The sequence below is a fragment of the Nonomuraea sp. IBHARD001 genome (assembly GCF_056106265.1).
In genome coordinates, this window is record NZ_JBWBBW010000002.1 from 6,057,862 (window position 1) to 6,076,750 (window position 18,889).

Sequence of the window (18,889 nt, forward strand, 5' to 3'; positions counted from 1 at the left end):
CGTGGCCCGCAAGACCTCCCCCGACATCCCACCTGTCAAAGTGCCGAAGCTGCCCCACCAGCCGAGGCACCGACGCCCCGGCATCGCGATCGTCGCTGTCGCCATCGTCATGGGCGGTGGCGTGCTGGCCTTCCACACCCTCCAGCAACTCGACGACCGCTCCCCCGCCCTCGTGGTCACCCGCGACGTCCCGATCGGTCAGCAGCTCACCAAGAACGACCTGGCCGTCGCCATGGTGAACGCCGACGACAACGTCGCCACCATCCGCGGCAGCCAGCTCGCCCGCGTGGTCGGCACCCGCGCCGCCCTCGACCTGAAGCAGGGCATGCTTCTGGTGCGGCAGGCGATCACCGATCAGATGAGCCCCGTCCCTGGCCAGGAACTCGTCGCCGTGGCCCTCAAACCCGGCCGCCTGCCCGCCCGCGGGCTGCGTCCCGGCGACGACATCCGCGTGGTCCCCGCCCCACAGACCAGCGCCAAGGCCCCGAAGGTCACCGCACGCGTCGACCAGGTCAGAGCGGCCGACACCGACGGTCTGGTGGTCGTCGATCTGCTGGTCAACGCCGCCGACGGCGACCGGCTGGCTGAGGCGTGTGCCGAGGGCCAAGTGATGCTCGTGCTCACTTCGAAGGGGACGTGAGTGGCCCTCTACTCGTTGATGAGCCCCGGCGACTCTCCCGGCGTCACGACCACGGCCCTCGCCGTCACCTACGCCTGGGGAGGCAAGGCGCTGCTCACCGAGTGCGATCCCAAGGGCGGCAATATCCTCCACGGCTTCCTTGCCGGACGGCTCGGCAGCCTCAACGGCGGCCTGCTGGAGCTGGCCATCGCCATCGCGCACAACCCCAACCCCACCGTGCTGTGGGAGCACGTCATCCCACTCGACCAGGACCTCCGCGAATGGCTCCTCCTGCCCGGCATCCGCGATCCCCGCCACGTGCCCCAGCTCGACCTGGCCTGGGACTCCCTGATCGATGTCCTCACCGCGGCTACCGGAGACGCCGTGGACATCGTCGCCGACGTCGGCCAGATCGGCCGCCCCGACACCCCGATGAAGCTCATCGCCCATTCCGACCTCGCGGTGATGCTGCTACGCCCCACGATGCGTCAGGTCGCCGCCGCCAGACCTCGCCTGGACGCGCTCGGCCGTTACGTCGGCGCCAACGTCCCGGTGGCGCTCGCGCTGGTCGGCGGCGGCGAGTACACCGACAAGCAGATCAGCCAAGCCCTATACGGCCTGCCGATCATCGCGAAGCTCCCCTACGATCCGCGCTCGGCCGCCCTGCTCTCCGACGGGAAGCGCACCCGGCGGCTCGTCCGCGTCTCCTCGCTGATGCGCGCCAGCGCCCGTTTCGCCACCGCGCTGCGCGCCTTCCAGATCGAAGATCCACCACTGGAGGTCGCCGGATGACCTGGCCCCCGAAAGGCGACTGGCAACCGAAGATCATCCCGGCCCGCCGCCCCGACAGCGCGGCCGAGCGACTGCTGATCGTGCCGCCCAGCCGTACCGAATCCGACCTGGGCGACAAGGCGTTCCGCGAGGCGGTCCTCGCTCTCACGGCCTCGGTCGCGGAGGATCTCAAGGACACCCGCGATCGCGAAGAGGCCCGCCACGTCATCCGGGCCCGCGTCCAGCGCTGGGCCCAGGACCAGATCGTCAGCGACGGCCCGCTCGACTTCGCCACCCAGCGCCGCTTGGTCGACGCGGTGATGGATGAGCGATTCGAGGTCGGCGTGCTCACGCCGTACATCAAGGACGGCGACGTTGAGAGCATCGACCTCAACGGCTGCGACGAAGTGTGGATCACCTACAAGGACGGCACCTGCGTCCGCGGCCCGGCGGTCGCAGCTACCAACGACGACCTGATCAAGATGATCCAGATGTGGGCACTGCACCGCAGCTACAGCCCACGCGAGTTCTCCGCAGCCAACCCTCTGCTCAACGTCGCGCTCAAGCCTGCCGAAGGCGAGGAAGGCGTCGGAGTACGGCTCAGTGCCACCATGGCCGTCACCGAACGCCCTCACGCCAGCATCCGCTGCCACCGCCTGGTCGATGTCACCATGAAAGACCAGCTCAAGCTGGGGACGGTGAACGAGAGCCTGCGGGCCTTCCTCAGCGCAGCCGTACGAGCCCGGTTGAACATCGTGGTGACCGGCGGCACTGCGGCGGGCAAGACGACGCTGCTGCGCGCGCTCGCCTCCGAGATCGACCCGATGGAACGCGTCGCCACTCTGGAGTCGGACTACGAGCTGTTCCTGAACAAGCTGCCGCACCGGCACGCCAACGTGATCGCCTTCCAGGTACGGCAGGCCAACTCTGAGGGCGCGGGAGCGATCGGCCTGGATCAGCTCATCCCGCACTCGCTACGCAAGCACATCAAACGGATCATCGTCGGCGAGGTCCGTTCCGACGAGATCATCGCGATGTTCGAGGCGATGAACACCGGCCACCCCGGCTCGATGTGCACCATCCACGCCGACGGCACTGAGGAGATCTTCAACCGAATCGTCATGCTGTGGACCCGAGGCACCCAGGCGAACACTCCGGCCTCGGTCATCCACCTCAACACCGGCGAGACCGTCGACCTGGTCGTCCACCTGCGAATGGACCCGGCGACCAACGTCAGGTTCGTCTCCGAGCTCTTGGAAGTGCTGCCGCCGGGTGACAGCGAGCTGCCCAGCCGCAACCACGTGTACCGGGCTACCGGACCGGCGGGACGAGCGATGCCCGATATCACCCCGCAGTGCCTGCCGAAGCTCAAGGCCGCCGGGTTCGATCCGAGTTTCCTTGATCCGCATCGTGCGACGTGGGAGGTGGGATGACCGCGCTCCTTGGCGCACTGAGCGCCTCGATGATCCTCGGTGGTGGCCTGCTGTTCGTCGCCGCCGTCATCGGCCGTCCCGCCGACGCCCCGATCCGTCCACCGACGCGCTGGGCCCTCTTGTGGGCTTCCCTTGTACGGCAACGCCGCCAACTGTCGCTGGCCCTGGGCGGGGGCTTCGGCGTCTTCGCTCTGACCGGGTGGCCGGTCGCAGCCATCGCCGGAACGGCAGCCGTCTTGGGCATCCCCCGCGTGATCACCAACCGAGCCTCCAGCCAGCGGATCAAGAAACTCGAAGCGCTGGAGGTATAGACGCGGCGCCTGGCCGACCTGCTGACCGCCAGCCGCGCCTTGGAGCAGGCCCTGGAACACAGCGCGGTCCGCAACGTTCCCGCTGCCATCGCGGGACCGGTGACCGCCCTCGCCCGGCGGCTCAGCGCCACGAGGATGCCGACGGAACAGGCGCTGCGTCTGTTCGCTGACGAGGTGGACGATCCCATCGGGGACCGGATCGCCGCCGCGCTCATCCTGGTCGCCCGGCGTCGGGGCAGCGGCGCGGTCGTGGTGCTCAACCGTCTGGCCGAACTGGTCGCCAAGGACGTCGCCGACCGCCGCGAGGTCGAGGCGGCCCGCGCTGAGCACCGGACCTCCATCCGCTGGATCATCGGCATCCTCGCCGCACTGTCCACGGTCGCGGTGCTGCAGAAGTCCTATGTCGCCCCGTTCGGCACCCCGCTCGGCCAGGTCGTCCTTGCCGCTGTCGCCGCCTTCTACGCCTCCGGGCTGTGGTGGTTGCACCGGCTGGGCACCGCACCCGCAGGTCAGAGGTTCCTAGGAGGAGATGATCATGCGCATAGATCGCTATGACTGCAGAAACTGGATCGTCTTCGGGGTATCCGTGCTGCTCAACCTGATCGTCTGCCTCTACCTCGACGCCCGGATCATCCCGTGAGCACCCTGGCGATCGCCTCCGGCTGTCTGATCGGGCTTGGTCTGGCCATCCTCCTCATCAGGCTGTTCCCCGGACCGCCGCGACTCGATACTGCCCTGGACGACACAGCCGTCCAGCCGAACGTGCTCGGGCGCTGGCTCCGTCGGCTGCCCGTCCCCCACGACGATCTGGCGCTCCTGGGCATCAGCGTCCGGCGGTTCACGCTCCAGCGGGTCAGCTTCACCCTGCTGGGGCTCTTCCTGCCCAGCCTGCTCCACCTGGTCTCCGCCACCGCCGGAGTCGTGTTGCCCTTGGCCGTACCCCTGGGCGCAGGCGTCGTCCTCGCAGTCCTCTTCGCCCTGGTCCCCGACATCGCCGCCCGGAGGCAGGCACGCGAGCGCCGCAGAGAGTTCCGCGCCGCCCTGTCGACCTACCTGGACATGGTCGCCCTCGAACGCGCCGCCGGCGCCGGTCCCGCCCAGGCGCTCCAAGCTCCGGTGGACGTGTGCGACGGCTGGGTATTCCGGCATCTGGCCCAGGTCCTGGACCAGGCCAAACGAGCCGGAGAGCAACCCTGGCGCGGCCTGGCCTCCCTGGGAGAACGCGCCGGAGTCTCCGAACTGACCGAGCTGGCCGACATCGCCGAAGACGCCGGATCAGAGGGCACGCAGGTCCTGTCCACACTGCTGGCCAAGGCCCAGTCGATGCGGACCACCGCTCTCTCCGACGCGCGTGCCCGCGCCAACTCCCGCACCAGCGAGATGCCGGTGGCCATCGGACTGTCGGTATTCGGCTTCCTGGTACTCGTCTGCTTCCCCGCCATCTACCGGATCATGAATTGAGAGGGATCCACTATGTCCAAGCTCCTTCCCCCGGAGGCTGCCTACTGGCTGACTCTCATGCGACTCCTGCACGACCGCTTGGAGAAGGCCCGACAGAATCCGGATAGGGGCGGCATGTCCGCCGAAGCGATGATCATCATCGCGGCGCTTGTTCTCGTGGCCATCACCGTCATGGGCATCGTCACCGCGAAGATCGCCGCCAAGGCGGGCGAGATCGACCTTGGCTGAGTCCGAGCGCGGGTCGGCGACCGCCGAAGTGGTCATCGTCCTGCCCGTCATCATGCTCGCGATCTTGGCGTGCATGCAGGTCTGCCTGCTGTTCTTCGCCCAATCCATCGCGCTCGCCGCCGCCCAGGAAGGCGTTCGTGCCGCCCGCGCGGATGGCGCGTCCCGTACGGCGGGGGCGACTGTGGCGCAGCGATACGCCGAGCGTACGGCGAGCGGATTTCTGGGTGCGATCAGCGCGTCGAGCACCGCGAGCGCCACCTCCGTGCGCGTAGTCGTGCGCGGGGAGTCGTTGTCGTTGGTGCCGTTCCTGCCCGCGATCACCATCTCGGAGGAGGCAGCCGGTGCCGTCGAGCGCTTCACCGTGGAAGTCCGATGATCATGGCGGTGTCACTGCCGAGGGCATCTTCGCCATCACCGCGGTGATGCTGGTGCTGCTGCTCGGCGCGGCTGCCGGACGGGTGATGGTCGCGACCTTCGCGGTGGAGGCAGCCGCTCGGGACGCGGCCCGGCAGGCATCCATCGCACGCACGGCCGCCGAGGCCCGCGCGGACGCACTCGCCAGCGCCGCCACCTCCCTCAGCAGTAGCGGCGTTGCCTGCGAGGCAGTGGACGTGCGCGTGGACACCGCGAGTTTCGGCCGTCCGGTCGGAAGTCCGGCGGCCGTGCAGGCCACCGTCCGCTGCACCGTTCCGCTGGCGGATCTGGCCTTCCCTGGACTGCCAGGGAGTGTCGTACGGCAGTCGAGCGCGACCAGCCCGCTCGACCCCTACCGCGGCCGAGGTCTCGGGTTCACGATTCCCGACGATTCCTCGGAGATTCCATGAGTCAGCCGAAGATCGACCTGACCGATGATCGCGGATCAATCACCGCGTACGCGCTGATCTTCATCACCGTCCTGCTGCTGTTCGTCGGGTTGGCCGTGGATGGCGGAGCCAAGTTGAGGGCCGGGTGGGAGGCCGTGGGCGCGGCGGAGGAGGCAGCCAGAGCCGGGGCCGGGATGGTCGACCAGGATGCCGTCTATCGCGGAGACCGCTTCACAGTGGACCGCGGCGCCGCCGTACGAGCTGCGCGGGCACAGTTGGCCGCCGGAGGACACGCCGGGTCGGTCAGCCTATCCGGGCCTGAGTCGATCAGGGTGCAGGTGACCGTCACCAAGCCGACGTGGTTGTTGTCGCTGGCGGGGTTGTCATCGGTCAGTGCCACAGCGACGGCGACCGCCGATCTGGTCTCCGGAGTGGAAGGACCTGGCCGATGATGCTTCGCCGCCTGTTGCGTTCCGTGGCAGCCACGCTGGTCCTGCTCGCGCTCGTCATCGGCCTGCCGCTGCTGCTGTACGGGGTAGCCGGCTCGCCACTGCCCGACCGGCTACCGAACTGGGAGGAGATTCTCGACACCCTGACCAGGCGCGACGACGGCACCCTGCTTGTCTGGGTGATGGAGGCGGTCGCCTGGGGTGCGTGGGCATGGTTCACGTTCACCGTGGTCGCCGAGACGATCGCCAGGGTCACGGGTGCCGGGTTCGGCTGGCTGCCGAACGTCTTCGGAATGCGCCACCTGGCCGTCTACCTGATCTCGTCGGCCACCGTCGCGGTCAGCGCCCATTCCGCCATGGCGGCGACCACCCCACCGACGTCGGTCGTTGCGACCGCGCCGTTGCGGCCCGCCGCCGTACCCAACCAGATGGTGTACAAGGTGCAACAGGGCGACACCTTGTGGGGCATCGCGGACGACCAGCTTGGCAACGGACGACGCTGGCCACAGATCTGGAAGGTCAACGCGCACAAGCCGCAATCCGACGGCCGGGTCTTCCATAACCCCGACCTCATCTATCCCGGCTGGAGACTGCGCATCGTCCTCCCTCCCAAGCCGAAGCCACCCGCCCAGGTGACTCCTACTCCCGCGCGCAGCGCCCCGCCCACGGCACCACCTGCCGCCTCAACCGCCGACGAGGCCCAATCCGCCGTCATCATCCGCCTGCCGTCGGGCTCCATGGTCACCTTGGCCTACGTGGCGGGCATCACCACTGCCCTGGCAGCAAAGAGACTGCTCCAACGGCGCTCAGCACCCGAAGAGATCGCGCCGGCCGTACGGCAGGCCCGGCGAGCACACACGGGTGCCCACGTCGAGCGCTCCCAGCCCGTGCCGTCCGACCGCGACCTGCTACGGCACCGCCACGAGGCGCTGGACGTCCCCGGACAGGTCACCATCGCGGTCGACGCCCTGGGGCAGCCCATCCGCCTGAACCTGGGCGGACTCGAACTCGGTCTCGCGGGCCCAGGCGCTGATGATGTCGCCCGTTATCTGCAATGCCGGTTAGTTAAGGTCTGGCTGCTGGTGGTGAGGGTTTCGGCTGAAGTCCGGACATGAGAACGGAGATCCAGTAGAACGGGTGATCTTCTACCACCGCCCGCACAGACTGGATCTCCGTTGGCTCGTCAGTCTGCCAGGTCTGCCCTGGCCTCCGCTATCTGTTCGGTGACGCACACGGTTCGGGTGGGTATGGGGGTGTTCGCGCCCGGTCATCTGGGCGAGCTGACACAGATCGTGCCGTTCGAGATGGTCGATGAGGTGCTGGCCGAGACCGGTGCGACCGAGCGGCGGGTGCGGGAGTTGCCCTCGCGTGTGGTGGTGTACCTGCTGGTGGCGGCGGGGTTGTTCGCCGAGCTGGGGTATCGGCAGGTCTGGTCGCGGTTGGTGGCGGGGCTGGAGGAGGGCGGGCCGGTGCCGTCATCGTCGGCGCTGGCCCAGGCCCGCAGGCGGGTGGGGGTGGCGCCGTTGAAGGCGTTGTTCGAATTGCTGGCGGGGCCACCTGCGGGGGCGGCGCGGTGGAGGGGGCTGCTGGTGTGCGCGATCGACGGGACGACGATGAGCGTGCCGGACAGCCCGCAGAACCTGGCCTGTTACGGGCGTCAGAGCGGATCTCATGGCGGATCGGGGTTTCCGCTGGTCCGGTTGCTGGCGGTGGTCGCCTGCGGTACCCGCACTGTGCTGGGGGCGAGGTTCGGGCAGTTCAAAACCGGTGAGAGCACCTATGCGCCGGACCTGTTCGGCTGCCTGCGGCCGGGAATGCTGCTGCTGGCCGACCGGAACTTCGCGGTCAAGGACCTCATCACCCAGATCGCCGCGACCGGCGGCGGCCTGCTGATCCGCTGCAAGAACAGCCGGCCGCTGCCCCGGCTGGCGGCCCTGCCGGACGGGTCGTGGATCTCGGTACTGGGCGGGGTCACGGTCCGGGTGATCGATGCGCAGATCACTCTTGGCCTCTCGGGTGGCGGCTGCCGGAGCGGTCGTTACCGGCTGATCACCACCCTGCTCGACCATCGGCGTTACCCGGCGCCCGACGTCGTGGATCTGTATCACCGGCGGTGGGAGATCGAGACGGCATACCGGGAGCTGAAATCGGCCCTCCTGGGCGGCAGGGTTTTGCGGTCCCGTACTCCTCAGGGCGTCGAACAGGAGATGTACGCCCTGCTGGTCGGCTATCAGGTGCTGCGGACCGCGATGGCCGGCGCCACCGGTCCCGACCCGGCCGTCCTGGACGACCGGGCCAGCTTCACCGTCGCTTTGTACGCCGCCCGCGACCAGATCACCGCAGCCGCCGGGATCATCACCGAGCCCGCCGGCCTGCCAGGCCGGATCGGACGGGCTGTCCTGGCCAGCCTGCTCCCCAAGCGCCGGAGCCGATCCAGTCCCCGCGTCGTGAAACGAGCGATCTCCAAACATCGCGCGAAAGGCCAGATAGACCGCACCAATCACCGCACGACCATCAACATCGACATCCTCACCGAAGCCATGTTGACGACCACCGAAGACCCTTAACTAACTGGCATTGCCGTTATCTGGTCAACGATCTGGTCCAGCAGGCACACAACTTCCGCACCCAGGTCATCGTGAGCTCAGCCGTCGCCTCGCAGCTGTGGAGCGGTTCGGCGCCAGCCGTACCAGGGCTGACCATCGCGAACAGCGAGTGCTTCGAAGAGATCGTCTTTGGCCGCCAGCGCATGCTCATGGAACGCGACGTCGACTCCATCGACAAGCTTCGTGAGCTGGATCCCGGCGAAAGCCTCCCAGCGGTGATTCTCGTCGCCGGATCCGCACCCATCGCGCCCTCCGATGCCACCGGAACCGGCGTGGTCATCCTCGGCCGCTGCGAGACCGGCACCAACCTCCAGATCGACGACCACCACCGCGTCGCCGACGCCTCAGGGCCGCTTACCGCGCTCATGACCGGCGCCGAACTGTGCCACCTCCAGGACGCCGAGTCCGCCCAACACCTGGGCGTGCTGGCTCCTCCCGAGACTGAGCAGCTCGATGACCTACCTGACGAGGAGATCTGGAACGGCCCCGCGCTCATCCGCCTGTCTATCCTCGGCCCGCCGCTCGTCCAGGTACGAGGCAAGCCCAGCCCGCTCGATCTGAGTTGGCTCCAGCTCAACACCCTCGCCTATCTCGCTCTCAATCCCGAAGGGGCAACCAACGCCGAGCTGACCACCGCCCTCTGGCCCGACGAGGTCGGCAAGGCAATCCACAACACCCTGCGCCACCTCCGCGAGGCTCTGGTCAACGCGACCGAATACAGGAACCCCGATCCGAAAACCGCGCCCTTCATCAGCGCCTCAACCACCAAGCGCAGCGCGATCTACCGGCTCGACCAACAACTTGTGAGCATCGACCTGCACGAGTTTCAGACCGCTCTGAACGAGGCGAGATCAGCCCGCTCCGACGATGCCCGCACGCAGGCTCTCGAACGGGCGGCTACCTTCTGCCGTGGTGAGCTCATGAAGGGCTTCGATGCCGAATGGATCGACGAACACCGTTACATCGTCACCCGCTCGCAAGCTGACACCCTCACCCGGCTCGCTGACCTCTACGCCTCCCAGGATCCGGAACGCTCCGTGGATCTCCTTGAGCGTGTCCGCGCGCTGGAGCCGGGGACGGAGGAGACCTATCTTCAGATCATCCAGCTCCAGGTCTCCATGGGGCGGCAGCAAGAAGCCCGCCGAACCGTGGAACTGCTGCGACACGATCTCGACGAGCTCGGGGCCCGGCCGTCGCGCCACGCCGAGCAGGTGATCGATCGCCTCCTCCCCGCTGTCCGAAGATCGTAAGCCGTCAGCTCAGTGGGGCGGTCGCTGCGCGAAGCCATGCGCGGCCTCAACCGCACTACAGCTACCCTCCCAGGGCATCACCTGGACCCTCGACGGCCACCACACCTCGACCAGCGGCGGCCTCACTCGGGCGAACAGGCATTCACCCGGCCCTTCTCGCAGCGCCACCCCGATCGCCCCGTTGACCTCAGCGATGTCTTGGCCTATCCGGTCGTCCAGGTCCAGCTCCTGTACGGCACGCCGCACCGCCTCCATGTCCAGCGTCTTTGGCAGCCTCTCCTTCAGCCACTCGAAGGCGCGCTCGGGCAACTCCGCGGGCGGACGGAACGTACGCGGCTCTCCATCTGGGCAGTCCACCTCATCCACGCCAGCATCCGAATAGGAGATCTCGATCTCGAAGCAGATCTTCACCGCAGGCATCGGAGTCGGTTCGACCGCCGTCCAGAAGCCGCCCCCTACGCTGCCCTGACCTCGGATCCGGATCAGGACCAGGGCAGGATCACTCACACTGAACTTCGTCCCGGTGCTGCTGAAGACCTCGACGTCCTCGTTCCTGCTGAGGGTGTGACCCACGTTCTCCGGATTCCACTGCAGATAGCGGGCCAGATCTTTCGCGATCTGGTCGGCCCGCGCCCTGGCCGCGCGGGCCGATGGATTCTCAGCGCAGGAGACGAGGACCAGCAGCAGGCACAGCATGATCGGTAAAAGGCGGCGCATCCCTCATCCCTACCTCGGCGCCCCTCGGACGTGTCCGGCAAGAAATCCAAGTGCAAGCAGATCGTCGCCTATCCGACAATCACCTCCATGACCATCACCCGCCTCAGTCCCGACACCCTGCATCCCACCCCCGGATACAGCCACATCACCGTGGTCGAGGCTGGTCGGCTGGCGTTCCTGGCCGGACAGTGCCCGCTCGATGCAGGCGGTGCCCTGGTCGGGAAGGGCGATGTGGATGCCCAGGTGGACCAGGTCGTGACCAACGCCTTGACCGCCCTGGCCGCCGTCCACGCGGGCCCCGCAGACGTGGTCCGCTCCGTCATCTACGTGGTCAGCCACGACACCCCCATGCTTGGCGGGGTGTGGCGACGACTGCTCGCCTCCCCGCTGGCGCCGGCCTTCACCACCGCCAGCACCCTGCTCGGAGTGGCGACGTTGGGCTTCAGCGGGCAGCTCGTCGAGATCGACCTCACCGCCGCGCTCGGAGGCCAGCGATGAAGCGGACCCCCTTCGACCTATCCTCCTACACCCACCGGGCGCGCTCCGGCCCCTGCTTCATCTGCGCATACCTGGCTGACGACCCGGACTACCGACATGAGCTGCTCGCCGAGGACGAGGCGCACGTTGCCTTCTTCGACAAGTATCCGACCCTGCCGGGCAAGGTCATCGTCGCAACCAAGGCACACGTCGAGCACGTCGTCTCTGGGCTGTCCGAGACCGACTACTTCGCGATGATGAGCTTCGTCCGGCGTATCGCCCTGGCTGTGGAGGCCAGCGTCCCGTGGGAACGCACCTACCTGCTCTCCCTCGGCAGCCAGCAGGGCAATGCCCATGTGCACTGGCACATCGCCCTGCTCCCGCCCGGCGTGCCGTACGAGGAACAGCAGTTCCACGCCCTCATGACCGAAAATGGGGTGCTGTCTCAGACTTCTGAACAGCTCGCCGCATTGGCACAACGAATCCGGGACACCCTGACTGTCAACGGCTCCGAGGCCGCGTTGAACCTGCAGCTCGCCGCCGCCCGCTGGGGCGGTCACCTGGGCACCGGCGGGCACGTGGTCCAAGCCGCCTGCGACGCCCTCGTCGCCGGACTGGACACCCCGTCGTTGCGCATCCTGGCCGGGGTGTCGCTGCGCGACCCCGGCTACGACGTCCACGAGTACCTGCCAGCTGCGATGCACGAGCTGCAGCTGACTTTCCATGCCCGTGACAGCTCCGAAGCCGCTGATGTGGGCACCCGGGCTATCGCCGTGCAAGTCCTGGCCGGTGATCTGGCGCCTCGTGACGCCGCCGCGATGATCCACTCCACCTTCGGACATGGACTGCCGCTGGCCGAACGGCTGGCCGACCTTGACGACGAGTACGACACCCTGGAGTTCAGCGCGCGGAGCGCAGCCGAGGTGGATGCCGACGTGCTGGCCGATTCCCGGCGCATCGTGGACATCACCCCCGACCCGATCGCCCAGCTCCGGCCGTTCTGCACGCTGTGGTAGCAGCTCTCCGACCTGTTCGCGATCGATGACGGCTCATTGCCCGAGGTCGAACTGCTGGAGCTGAGCAGGGAGGGGGCAGCGGCTATCTGGGCGCACCTGCTGAGCTACGCGGCGCCTCTGGAGGACAAGTGGCTGTTGTGGGCCATTGACTCCGACGAGAGCTTCCAGCTCAACCAGGTGTCCGATCCAATCGGCCGGATATTCACGGACGACCTTCACGCCGGTCACGTGGTGCTCACCGGCGTCACCTACGAAGGTGTAGCCATCCCTGATCTCGGAGTGTTCGTCTCGCCCGGAGGAATCAGCCTCAACTACCGCATGGGAGACGGTTGGGGGCCCATCACTCTGGGGTCCTTCGTCACCCTGCTGGCCGAGTTGCGTACCCTCGCCCCTGGGTGCCGCCTCACTTATTGGGAGCAGGTTCCGCCTGAGCTTCGAACCCGATTCGCCCTGGCCACTGATCAATTTCTGATGCGCAAGCGATAGGGTCGATCGGTACGGGCGCCTCGGAGGTGGGAATACGGTGGATCACCGATGGGTCTGGGACCATGAGGCGCCGCTGCGCTGGTTGCTGATCGACGAATACACCGGCGACCTGAACTCCCTCGGCCTCCCGATGGCGGTCTGCACCGAGATCGACGGCTTGTTCGTCGACCCCGAACCGCCTCCGGCTGCCGAGAAGTCCACACTTCTCGGCAGCACGCCGACCGGCCCGCTGCTCAAGGCACTGCAGCATGTCGGGACCGACGGTGCCTGGCTACCCCGAGTGATTCTGGACCCCTTACACGACTCCCACCGGCCGACGCCCGCAAACTGTCATCCCTACGCTCGCGGATGTTCGTGTGCCGTGGAACTCATGGACGTTTGGGTTACCGGGCATCGCCCCTCTGACCTTGGGCCCAACCTGATCGACATCGACCTGCACGGGCATCCGCTCCTCTTGCCGGAGCATCGATGGCCACCCGAGAAGCCGATAGAAGGGACGACCGGGTTCCTCATCAGCACTCAGGACGATCAGGACATGGGCCGCTGCGAAAGCACCCTCGGAGTCTTCAGAACGCGCCCACCTGCGTACGTACACCCGATAACCCTGATCGGCTGCCAGCCCGAGCCACCGATGCGCGCCCTGCTGGAGCGGCGATCACCCAAGCGACGCCGCTTGCAGGTGGCGATCCACTCCATCGACAGAACCGGGCTGGCCGTCCCGGCGCATGTGGGCTTCTTCGCCAATGTGTTGGAGTCGCGCCCATCCAGCCAGGGCAATGGACTGCTTGACATCACTCTCGACGGTGGCATCGAGGACGCGCCCTTCAGCGCCGCCACGCGAGAGATCTGGCAGATATGGTACGACGGCCGCCCGAGCCAGCCCAACCTGTGGGCCGGTTATGACCGGGCGGTGCGGGATGAATGGGTAGCGGCAGCCTCGTGTCACCACCGCGCCCCTATGTCGGATAGGCCCGCTGGGCACACCTACCACCTGGATGGTCGATTCGTCACCGACATCGCCGGTTTCTACTGCGCCATCGGTGAGGCGATGAATGGCCCCGGAGGCTACTTCGGCTCGAACCTCGACGCATTGGCCGACTGCCTTAGTGGCCGGTGGGGAGCCTCCGCCCCTTTCGACCTCGTCTGGAACGACGCGGAGGTCGCTCGTCAGCACCTTGTCCCCGGCTACGATCGTTCAGCCCACGATCGGCGAAGTTGGGGACCAGCCACTACCCTGCACGACCTGCTGGAAGTCTTCGACGAAGCTGGGATAACCATCGACATGCGATGACTCGTCTACTCGGCTCTCATGTGGAGATCAGCGTCCCGAGTTCCTTGTGAAGATCGTCCCAAGGGAAGGTGACGGCTCCAGGTTCTCCAGAGCTGGGAGCCGGGAGCCGGTCCAAGTCGAGGATTACTCTCACACCCCATTCGCGCAGGAGAGCCACGCTGTTGGCGAAGGCGGGATGACGGGCGAGGGCAACATTGGGCCAGGGCACGGCGACGATCGGCAGCCCCAAGCCGAGAGCTTCGTTGAGAAGTCCGAGGGCCAGGGTGTCGCTGATGCCATGGGCCCACTTGTTGATCGTGTTGAAGGTGGCGGGCACCACAGCCATCGCGTCGGCGGGAGGAAGGACGTCGGGCTCCTCCGGGCGCTTGTAGTCGCTGCGCACTGGGTAGCCGGTCAGCTCTGCCAGCTTAGGCGCGTCCACGAACTTCGTCCCGGACGGCGTGGTGACCACGCAGACAGTCCAACCCTCGGTGTGAGCGTGCTCGACGAGAGCTGGAAGGTGTGCAGCGGGACGCCCGCCACACGCGATCACGTACAGAACCGGCATATGCCCCTGCCTGGATAAATAACCCGCCGTCATCCTCCGATAACCGACGGAGAAAGCTACTGTGGTCCAAGGCGAACCCTACGTCCGAGGCCCGAGGTCGTGCCATGGTGACGCGTCATGAAGATCCAAGCGAGGCGGACAGGCGCATCGGCCAGCGTGTCCGCACGCTCCGGCTCCGCCGAGGGCTCGGCTTGAGGGCTTGTGCGGAGTTGTGCGGGCGCACCGAGGAATGGCTTCGCCAGGTCGAGCGGGGAGAACAGCGGCTCGACAAGCTGTCCACGCTGGTGAACCTGGCCAGAGTGAATCGCCCCGGCTTCGGTGGAGACTCGTTTCCTTGAGAGGATCGAGTCATGGCACGTCCGTCCCCCTACCCTCCCGAACTTCGTGAGCGCGCGGTGCGCATGGTCGCGGAGATCCGGCCGAACTATCCGACCGAGTGGGCCGCGATGAAAGCGGTCGCAGCAAAGCTCGGCATCGGGACGGCCGAGACAGTGCGCAGCTGGGTGCGCCGGGCGCAGATCGATGCAGGACGGCGGCCCGGGACCACGTCGACCGAGGCCGAGGAGATCAAACGGCTGAAGGCGGAGAACGCCGAACTGCGGCGGGCCAACGAGATCTTGAAAGCGGCGTCGGTTTTCTTCGCGGCCGAGCTCGACCGGCCACACAAGCGCTCGTAGCGTTCATCGACGCTCATCGCCAGGTGTTCGGGGTCGAGCCGATCTGCCGTGTGCTGACCGCGCACGGGTTGAAGATCGCAACGAGCACCTACTACGCCGCCAAGAATCGCACGCCGAGCTTCCGCGCTGTACGTGACGCCGAGCTCAAGCAGCACATCAGCCGAGTGCACGCCGACAACTACGGCGTCTACGGCGTGCGCAAAGCCTGGAGGCAGCTGGGCCGCGAAGGAATCGTCGTAGCGCGCTGCACTATCGCCCGGCTGATGGGCGAATTGGGGCTGGAAGGCGTCCGACGGGGCAAGAAGCTGCGCACCACCGTGCGCGACGCCGGACATGAGCGTGCCGGCGACCTGCTGAATCGCGACTTCACGGCCTCGCGCCCCCACCAGCGGTGGGTGGCGGACTTCACCTACGTGATGACCTGGGCCGGCGTGGTCTACGTGGCGTTCGTCGTCGATGTGTACTCCCGCGCGATCGTGGGCTGGTCGGCGGCCACCACCAAACGAGCCAAGCTTGTCTTGGATGCCCTGGACATGGCGCTGTGGCGACGCGCGCGGACCGGCATGCCAGCCGGGTGGGGTCTGGTTCATCACTCGGATGCGGGCAGTCAATACACCAGTTTCGCTTTCACCGCCCACCTGCTCCAGGCCGGGATCGACGCCTCGATCGGCAGCGTCGGCGACGCCCTGGACAACGCCCTGATGGAATCGCAGATCGGCCTGTTCAAGACCGAACTGATCAAACCCCGACCACCATGGAAAGGCCTTGCCGACGTCGAACTGGCCACCGCCGAGTGGGTCGACTGGTTCAACCGTCAGCGCCTGCACACCGCCATCGGCGACGTCCCGCCAGCCGAACACGAAGCCGTCTACTACGCTCAACACCAGCCCCAACCGGCGGCTGGAGTCAGCTAATAGAGTCTCCACCGATCCCGGAGCGGTTCAGAGGCTGCTTCGGATTTCCTTGTGTCCCTCGCTAAACAGCCAAGCGCGCTGTGGCTCCATCGCGGATTCAAGTCGATCAGCAGACCGCTGTCGGGCAAGAATAGATCGAAGCGGTCCTCTCTCCTACCCGCCAGTCGAACACGGTGATCCAGCTCTACACCACCGCCAGAGGCAGCCTCCACCAGCATGGCCACCTTGCATTCGAAATATGATCGCCCATGCCCCGAGCAGTCAGGGCACTCACGTCCGTTAGTTCGATTCGCAACCGTGGCGATGTTCTTATGCCCCTGCGGGCACTCCCATTCACACCGGTCATGGCTCTGAGGCCTTACGCGATCTGGGCCACGATGCGGCCTAGTGAGATTTCTCCGGAACTGCGCCGCGAGACCTGGATTCAGGTCGGCCAGGGACTCTCCAAGCCCTGGAGCCCGGTTCCGTTCCTTCCAACACCCTGGGCACCCCGTCGGCTTCCGTCTGCGACTGCGGAACACGAATCTCGTCGTCCACTCGTGCCCGCACTCCGAACACCTCCAGAGACACCGATCCGAAGAACTCGGCGTCATGTCGGCAAGCCCAACGCCTGGGCGCGTCAAGTTTGCGACGAACTCCAACGTGAGCAATGCCCATCTGTCTGATTCCGCCCTCGATCGCGATCCCGTCATAGCGGCGAATCATGGCAAACGTCGCCGACAGAAATAACCGCCAAAGCTGCGCCAACGGTCCGCCAAAGGTGGCTGCTCACCTGTAATCGGCGCACCCGCTTGCCGGGAGCGCTGCGGATCTGAGGCCCGCCCCAACCGGCGATGACCACACTCATCACCACCCCACCCACCAACATCTCCCCCACCGAGGCAAGCGACCCGCCAGGACCGCCGCCCTACAGGACCACCACCGCGGTTGGCGACGCCAGGCGACTCGTCATCGTCCCGATCACGCTGCGCACTGCCAAAGCGTTCATCGCCTGGTCCCACCGGCACCTGCTGCCGCCGCCCGGCGCCAAGTACGCCATCGGCGTCAGCACCGAGGACGGCACCCTCGTCGGCGTCGTCGTCGCCGGATGCCCGGACGCCCGGCACTTCGACGACGGCCTCACCATCGAGGTCACCCGGCTGTCCACCGACAGCACCCCGAACGCCTGCTCCTCCCTGCTGGGCGCTGCCTGGCGGGCGGCCAAGGCGATGGGCTACCGCCGCCTGATCACCTACACCCGCGCCGACGAACCCGGCACTAGCCTGCACGCCGCCGGACTCCAGCGGGTCGCCGACCGCCCCGCGCGCGCCGGATGGGACACCCCCAGCCGCCCGCGCACCGATCACGGAGCCGACGACATCGCCCGCGTCCTGTGGGAGATCACCCGATGAGCGGCCCATTCCTCGGCCCGTGGATCGGGTCGACATGCACCGGATACGGCGGCCTCGACCTGGCCGTCATGGAGGTCTACGGCGCCCAGCTGGCCTGGTGCGCCGACAACGACCCCCACGTCAAAAAGATCCTCGACACCCGCTACCCCGTCATCCCCAACCTCGGCGACCTGACCAGCGTGGACTGGTCCGCTATCCCGCGCGTGGACATCGTCACCGCCGGATTCCCCTGCCAGGACATCAGCTACGCCGGCCGCCACGCCGGAATGAGGAAGGACACCCGCAGTGGACTGTGGTTCACCATCGCCGACGCCCTTCGCGTACTTCAGCCCGGCCTCGTCATCGTGGAGAACGTGGCCGCCCTCCGCTCACGAGGACTCGACCGCGTACTCGGGGACCTGGCCGCGCTCGGGTACGACACGGCATGGACATGCCTACGCGCCAGCGACGTCGGAGCCTGCCACCGCCGCGAGCGGCTCTTCGTCCTTGCTGCCCACCCCGACCGCCCGCGACCACCACGGCGCCTCCACACCGAAAGCACGCAAGGAGGGCGGCCATGCGGTGAATCTGCCGGACGTGGCTTGCGCCTATCTGCTGCCGACTCCGGCGGCGTGCAACCCCAACGACGGAGAGAGCCCGGAGACCTGGCTGGACCGCCGAGCCCGCCAGCAGCCGCACCGGGCGATGCCACTGGCGATCGCGGTCAAGCTGCTCCCCACTCCGAGGGCGAGCGACACGGGTACGGCCGGCCGACAGCCGGGAGCGGGCTTCCGACCTCCCCTGTCGGCGGTCCTGCTTCCGACGCCGAAGGCCTGCGATGGGGAGAAGGGCTCTCAGCGCCAGACCGACTCCAAGGGCAACCCGACCCTACCGGGGATCGCCAGCCTGCTTGGGGTCCCTACGAGCCCGCCATCCGACGCTGGGAGCACATCCTCGGCCGCCCCGTCCCCTCCCCCACCGAACTCGGCACCCGAGGCCAGCCCCGGCTGAGCGCCCGCTTCGTCGAGTGGCTCATGGGCATCCCCGACGGCTGGGTCACCGGGATCGACCTTCCCCGCATCGCGCAGATGCGGGCCCTCGGCAACGGCGTCGTCCCCCAGCAGGCCGCCACCGCAATCCGCCATCTCGACGAGATCCTCTACGGCGAAGCCTCCCAAACGGGAGGTCTCCGGTGACCAAGGCGACACATCACCCCTCGTCGGGGGCTCCCACCGAGCCCTGGGCTCCCTACCATCCAGCTGGCCTGCGGATTCCCGGGCCGAACGAGCCGAAGTACGAACGTCTGTGGGGTGTGCAAGAGGTGTCTGAGTTCCTCGGCGTGCCGGTGGCCACGCTCTATGTCTGGCGGCACCGCCGCACCGGGCCGCAGGGCCGGAAGGTCGGCCGCCACCTGCGATACCGCCCTGAGGACGTCCACGCCTGGGTTCAGGAGCAGGAGTAAC

25 protein-coding genes are annotated in these 18,889 nt (G+C 67.3%); 22 read left to right on the top strand and 3 right to left on the bottom strand.

Annotation, left to right across the window (positions count from 1 at the left end; genetic code table 11):
• Position 1: 1 nt before the first annotated feature.
• The 13 genes from ACTWNK_RS29590 (at position 2) to ACTWNK_RS29650 (ending at position 9,931) form a co-directional block, all read left to right on the top strand.
• A complete protein-coding gene (locus ACTWNK_RS29590; protein WP_474307830.1) occupies positions 2 to 640 on the top strand; it encodes an SAF domain-containing protein in 639 nt (212 codons plus the stop codon).
• Positions 641 to 1,411 carry a hypothetical protein gene (locus ACTWNK_RS29595; RefSeq protein ID WP_474307831.1) on the top strand — a complete coding sequence of 257 codons (771 nt, stop codon included), beginning with the start codon at positions 641 to 643 and terminating at the stop codon, positions 1,409 to 1,411.
• On the top strand, positions 1,408 to 2,823 hold the full coding sequence (locus ACTWNK_RS29600) for a CpaF family protein (protein ID WP_474307832.1): 1,416 nt from the start codon (positions 1,408 to 1,410) through the stop codon (positions 2,821 to 2,823). The genes ACTWNK_RS29595 and ACTWNK_RS29600 overlap by 4 nt, the downstream gene beginning before the upstream one ends.
• The gene (locus tag ACTWNK_RS29605) at positions 2,820 to 3,134 is read left to right on the top strand and encodes a hypothetical protein (RefSeq protein WP_474307833.1); all 315 of its coding nucleotides are present in this window, start codon (positions 2,820 to 2,822) and stop codon (positions 3,132 to 3,134) included. The genes ACTWNK_RS29600 and ACTWNK_RS29605 overlap by 4 nt, the downstream gene beginning before the upstream one ends.
• 9 nt (positions 3,135 to 3,143) lie before the next feature.
• Positions 3,144 to 3,689 (top strand): type II secretion system F family protein, encoded by a 546-nt coding sequence (locus ACTWNK_RS29610; protein ID WP_474311017.1) that lies wholly within the window; start codon positions 3,144 to 3,146, stop codon positions 3,687 to 3,689.
• A gap of 81 nt (positions 3,690 to 3,770) precedes the next feature.
• Positions 3,771 to 4,595 carry a type II secretion system F family protein gene (locus tag ACTWNK_RS29615; RefSeq protein ID WP_474307834.1) on the top strand — a complete coding sequence of 275 codons (825 nt, stop codon included), beginning with the start codon at positions 3,771 to 3,773 and terminating at the stop codon, positions 4,593 to 4,595.
• Positions 4,596 to 4,607: 12 nt separating this feature from the next.
• Positions 4,608 to 4,823: a hypothetical protein gene (locus tag ACTWNK_RS29620; RefSeq protein ID WP_474307835.1), complete on the top strand. Its 216-nt coding sequence runs from the start codon at positions 4,608 to 4,610 to the stop codon at positions 4,821 to 4,823.
• Positions 4,816 to 5,199, top strand: coding sequence for a TadE/TadG family type IV pilus assembly protein (locus ACTWNK_RS29625; RefSeq protein ID WP_474307836.1), 384 nt, complete (start codon positions 4,816 to 4,818; stop codon positions 5,197 to 5,199). The genes ACTWNK_RS29620 and ACTWNK_RS29625 overlap by 8 nt, the downstream gene beginning before the upstream one ends.
• Complete coding sequence (locus ACTWNK_RS29630) at positions 5,165 to 5,647, top strand: hypothetical protein (RefSeq protein WP_474307837.1); 483 nt, start codon at positions 5,165 to 5,167, stop codon at positions 5,645 to 5,647. The genes ACTWNK_RS29625 and ACTWNK_RS29630 overlap by 35 nt, the downstream gene beginning before the upstream one ends.
• Positions 5,644 to 6,078 carry a pilus assembly protein TadG-related protein gene (locus ACTWNK_RS29635; protein ID WP_474307838.1) on the top strand — a complete coding sequence of 145 codons (435 nt, stop codon included), beginning with the start codon at positions 5,644 to 5,646 and terminating at the stop codon, positions 6,076 to 6,078. The genes ACTWNK_RS29630 and ACTWNK_RS29635 overlap by 4 nt, the downstream gene beginning before the upstream one ends.
• Positions 6,075 to 7,190, top strand: a complete 1,116-nt coding sequence (locus ACTWNK_RS29640) for a LysM peptidoglycan-binding domain-containing protein (RefSeq protein ID WP_474307839.1) — start codon at positions 6,075 to 6,077, stop codon at positions 7,188 to 7,190. The genes ACTWNK_RS29635 and ACTWNK_RS29640 overlap by 4 nt, the downstream gene beginning before the upstream one ends.
• Before the next feature lie 108 nt (positions 7,191 to 7,298).
• Positions 7,299 to 8,642, top strand: coding sequence for an IS4 family transposase (locus ACTWNK_RS29645; RefSeq protein ID WP_474301915.1), 1,344 nt, complete (start codon positions 7,299 to 7,301; stop codon positions 8,640 to 8,642).
• Between the two features lie 71 nt (positions 8,643 to 8,713).
• Positions 8,714 to 9,931: an AfsR/SARP family transcriptional regulator gene (locus ACTWNK_RS29650; protein WP_474307840.1), complete on the top strand. Its 1,218-nt coding sequence runs from the start codon at positions 8,714 to 8,716 to the stop codon at positions 9,929 to 9,931.
• Positions 9,932 to 9,940: 9 nt separating this feature from the next.
• On the opposite strand, the gene ACTWNK_RS29655 is transcribed toward ACTWNK_RS29650, so the two are convergent.
• Positions 9,941 to 10,648, bottom strand: a complete 708-nt coding sequence (locus ACTWNK_RS29655) for a hypothetical protein (RefSeq protein ID WP_474307841.1) — start codon at positions 10,646 to 10,648, stop codon at positions 9,941 to 9,943.
• A gap of 30 nt (positions 10,649 to 10,678) precedes the next feature.
• Here ACTWNK_RS29655 and ACTWNK_RS29660 point away from each other — a divergent pair, with 30 nt between their 5' ends.
• The 4 genes from ACTWNK_RS29660 to ACTWNK_RS29675 are packed head-to-tail and all read left to right on the top strand — an operon-like array spanning position 10,679 to position 13,918.
• Complete coding sequence (locus ACTWNK_RS29660; RefSeq protein ID WP_474307842.1) at positions 10,679 to 11,146, top strand: RidA family protein; 468 nt, start codon at positions 10,679 to 10,681, stop codon at positions 11,144 to 11,146.
• Positions 11,143 to 12,141, top strand: coding sequence for an HIT family protein (locus tag ACTWNK_RS29665; protein WP_474307843.1), 999 nt, complete (start codon positions 11,143 to 11,145; stop codon positions 12,139 to 12,141). The genes ACTWNK_RS29660 and ACTWNK_RS29665 overlap by 4 nt, the downstream gene beginning before the upstream one ends.
• A 36-nt stretch (positions 12,142 to 12,177) precedes the next feature.
• Positions 12,178 to 12,627, top strand: a complete 450-nt coding sequence (locus tag ACTWNK_RS29670; protein ID WP_474307844.1) for a hypothetical protein — start codon at positions 12,178 to 12,180, stop codon at positions 12,625 to 12,627.
• Between the two features lie 37 nt (positions 12,628 to 12,664).
• Entirely contained in the window at positions 12,665 to 13,918 is a 1,254-nt protein-coding gene (locus ACTWNK_RS29675) for a barstar family protein (protein WP_474307845.1), read from the top strand.
• Between the two features lie 16 nt (positions 13,919 to 13,934).
• Here the strand turns inward: ACTWNK_RS29675 and ACTWNK_RS29680 are convergent, their stop codons facing one another.
• Positions 13,935 to 14,498: a flavoprotein gene (locus tag ACTWNK_RS29680; protein WP_474307846.1), complete on the bottom strand. Its 564-nt coding sequence runs from the start codon at positions 14,496 to 14,498 to the stop codon at positions 13,935 to 13,937.
• Between the two features lie 71 nt (positions 14,499 to 14,569).
• On the opposite strand from ACTWNK_RS29680, the gene ACTWNK_RS29685 reads away from it, so the two are divergent.
• Both ACTWNK_RS29685 and ACTWNK_RS29690 read left to right on the top strand, forming a co-directional pair.
• Positions 14,570 to 14,803, top strand: a complete 234-nt coding sequence (locus ACTWNK_RS29685) for a helix-turn-helix domain-containing protein (protein WP_474307847.1) — start codon at positions 14,570 to 14,572, stop codon at positions 14,801 to 14,803.
• Between the two features lie 12 nt (positions 14,804 to 14,815).
• Positions 14,816 to 16,056, top strand: a protein-coding gene (locus ACTWNK_RS29690) for an IS3 family transposase (RefSeq protein ID WP_474307848.1) whose coding sequence is annotated in 2 segments (ribosomal slippage) — positions 14,816 to 15,098 and positions 15,098 to 16,056 — 1,242 coding nt in all. Because the reading frame shifts where the segments join, the coding sequence is not laid out codon by codon here.
• Here ACTWNK_RS29690 and ACTWNK_RS29695 read toward each other — a convergent pair.
• Complete coding sequence (locus tag ACTWNK_RS29695; protein WP_474307849.1) at positions 16,053 to 16,748, bottom strand: zinc-ribbon domain-containing protein; 696 nt, start codon at positions 16,746 to 16,748, stop codon at positions 16,053 to 16,055. The two genes, ACTWNK_RS29690 and ACTWNK_RS29695, sit on opposite strands and share 4 nt — an antisense overlap.
• Positions 16,749 to 16,889: 141 nt before the next feature.
• Here ACTWNK_RS29695 and ACTWNK_RS29700 point away from each other — a divergent pair, with 141 nt between their 5' ends.
• The 3 genes from ACTWNK_RS29700 to ACTWNK_RS29710 all read left to right on the top strand — a co-directional run bounded on the left by ACTWNK_RS29700 (position 16,890) and on the right by ACTWNK_RS29710 (position 18,888).
• Entirely contained in the window at positions 16,890 to 17,447 is a 558-nt protein-coding gene (locus ACTWNK_RS29700; protein ID WP_474307850.1) for an XF1762 family protein, read from the top strand.
• On the top strand, positions 17,444 to 18,622 hold the full coding sequence (locus ACTWNK_RS29705; RefSeq protein ID WP_474307851.1) for a DNA cytosine methyltransferase: 1,179 nt from the start codon (positions 17,444 to 17,446) through the stop codon (positions 18,620 to 18,622). Before ACTWNK_RS29700 ends, ACTWNK_RS29705 begins: the two co-directional genes overlap by 4 nt.
• Positions 18,623 to 18,747: 125 nt before the next feature.
• The gene (locus ACTWNK_RS29710; protein ID WP_474307852.1) at positions 18,748 to 18,888 is read left to right on the top strand and encodes a helix-turn-helix transcriptional regulator; all 141 of its coding nucleotides are present in this window, start codon (positions 18,748 to 18,750) and stop codon (positions 18,886 to 18,888) included.
• Position 18,889: the final 1 nt, after the last annotated feature.

What these genes read in the sequence shown, in the direction of transcription:
- ACTWNK_RS29600 (WP_474307832.1), top strand. Translation starts at nt 1,408, where the DNA reads ATGACCTGGCCCCCGAAAGGCGACTGGCAACCGAAGATCATCCCGGCC.
- ACTWNK_RS29605 (WP_474307833.1), top strand. Translation starts at nt 2,820, where the DNA reads ATGACCGCGCTCCTTGGCGCACTGAGCGCCTCGATGATCCTCGGTGGT.
- ACTWNK_RS29620 (WP_474307835.1), top strand. Translation starts at nt 4,608, where the DNA reads ATGTCCAAGCTCCTTCCCCCGGAGGCTGCCTACTGGCTGACTCTCATG.
- ACTWNK_RS29635 (WP_474307838.1), top strand. Translation starts at nt 5,644, where the DNA reads ATGAGTCAGCCGAAGATCGACCTGACCGATGATCGCGGATCAATCACC.
- ACTWNK_RS29640 (WP_474307839.1), top strand. Translation starts at nt 6,075, where the DNA reads ATGATGCTTCGCCGCCTGTTGCGTTCCGTGGCAGCCACGCTGGTCCTG.
- ACTWNK_RS29655 (WP_474307841.1), bottom strand. Translation starts at nt 10,648, where the DNA reads ATGCGCCGCCTTTTACCGATCATGCTGTGCCTGCTGCTGGTCCTCGTC.
- ACTWNK_RS29665 (WP_474307843.1), top strand. Translation starts at nt 11,143, where the DNA reads ATGAAGCGGACCCCCTTCGACCTATCCTCCTACACCCACCGGGCGCGC.
- ACTWNK_RS29680 (WP_474307846.1), bottom strand. Translation starts at nt 14,498, where the DNA reads ATGACGGCGGGTTATTTATCCAGGCAGGGGCATATGCCGGTTCTGTAC.
- ACTWNK_RS29685 (WP_474307847.1), top strand. Translation starts at nt 14,570, where the DNA reads ATGGTGACGCGTCATGAAGATCCAAGCGAGGCGGACAGGCGCATCGGC.
- ACTWNK_RS29695 (WP_474307849.1), bottom strand. Translation starts at nt 16,748, where the DNA reads ATGACGGGATCGCGATCGAGGGCGGAATCAGACAGATGGGCATTGCTC.
- ACTWNK_RS29700 (WP_474307850.1), top strand. Translation starts at nt 16,890, where the DNA reads ATGACCACACTCATCACCACCCCACCCACCAACATCTCCCCCACCGAG.
- ACTWNK_RS29705 (WP_474307851.1), top strand. Translation starts at nt 17,444, where the DNA reads ATGAGCGGCCCATTCCTCGGCCCGTGGATCGGGTCGACATGCACCGGA.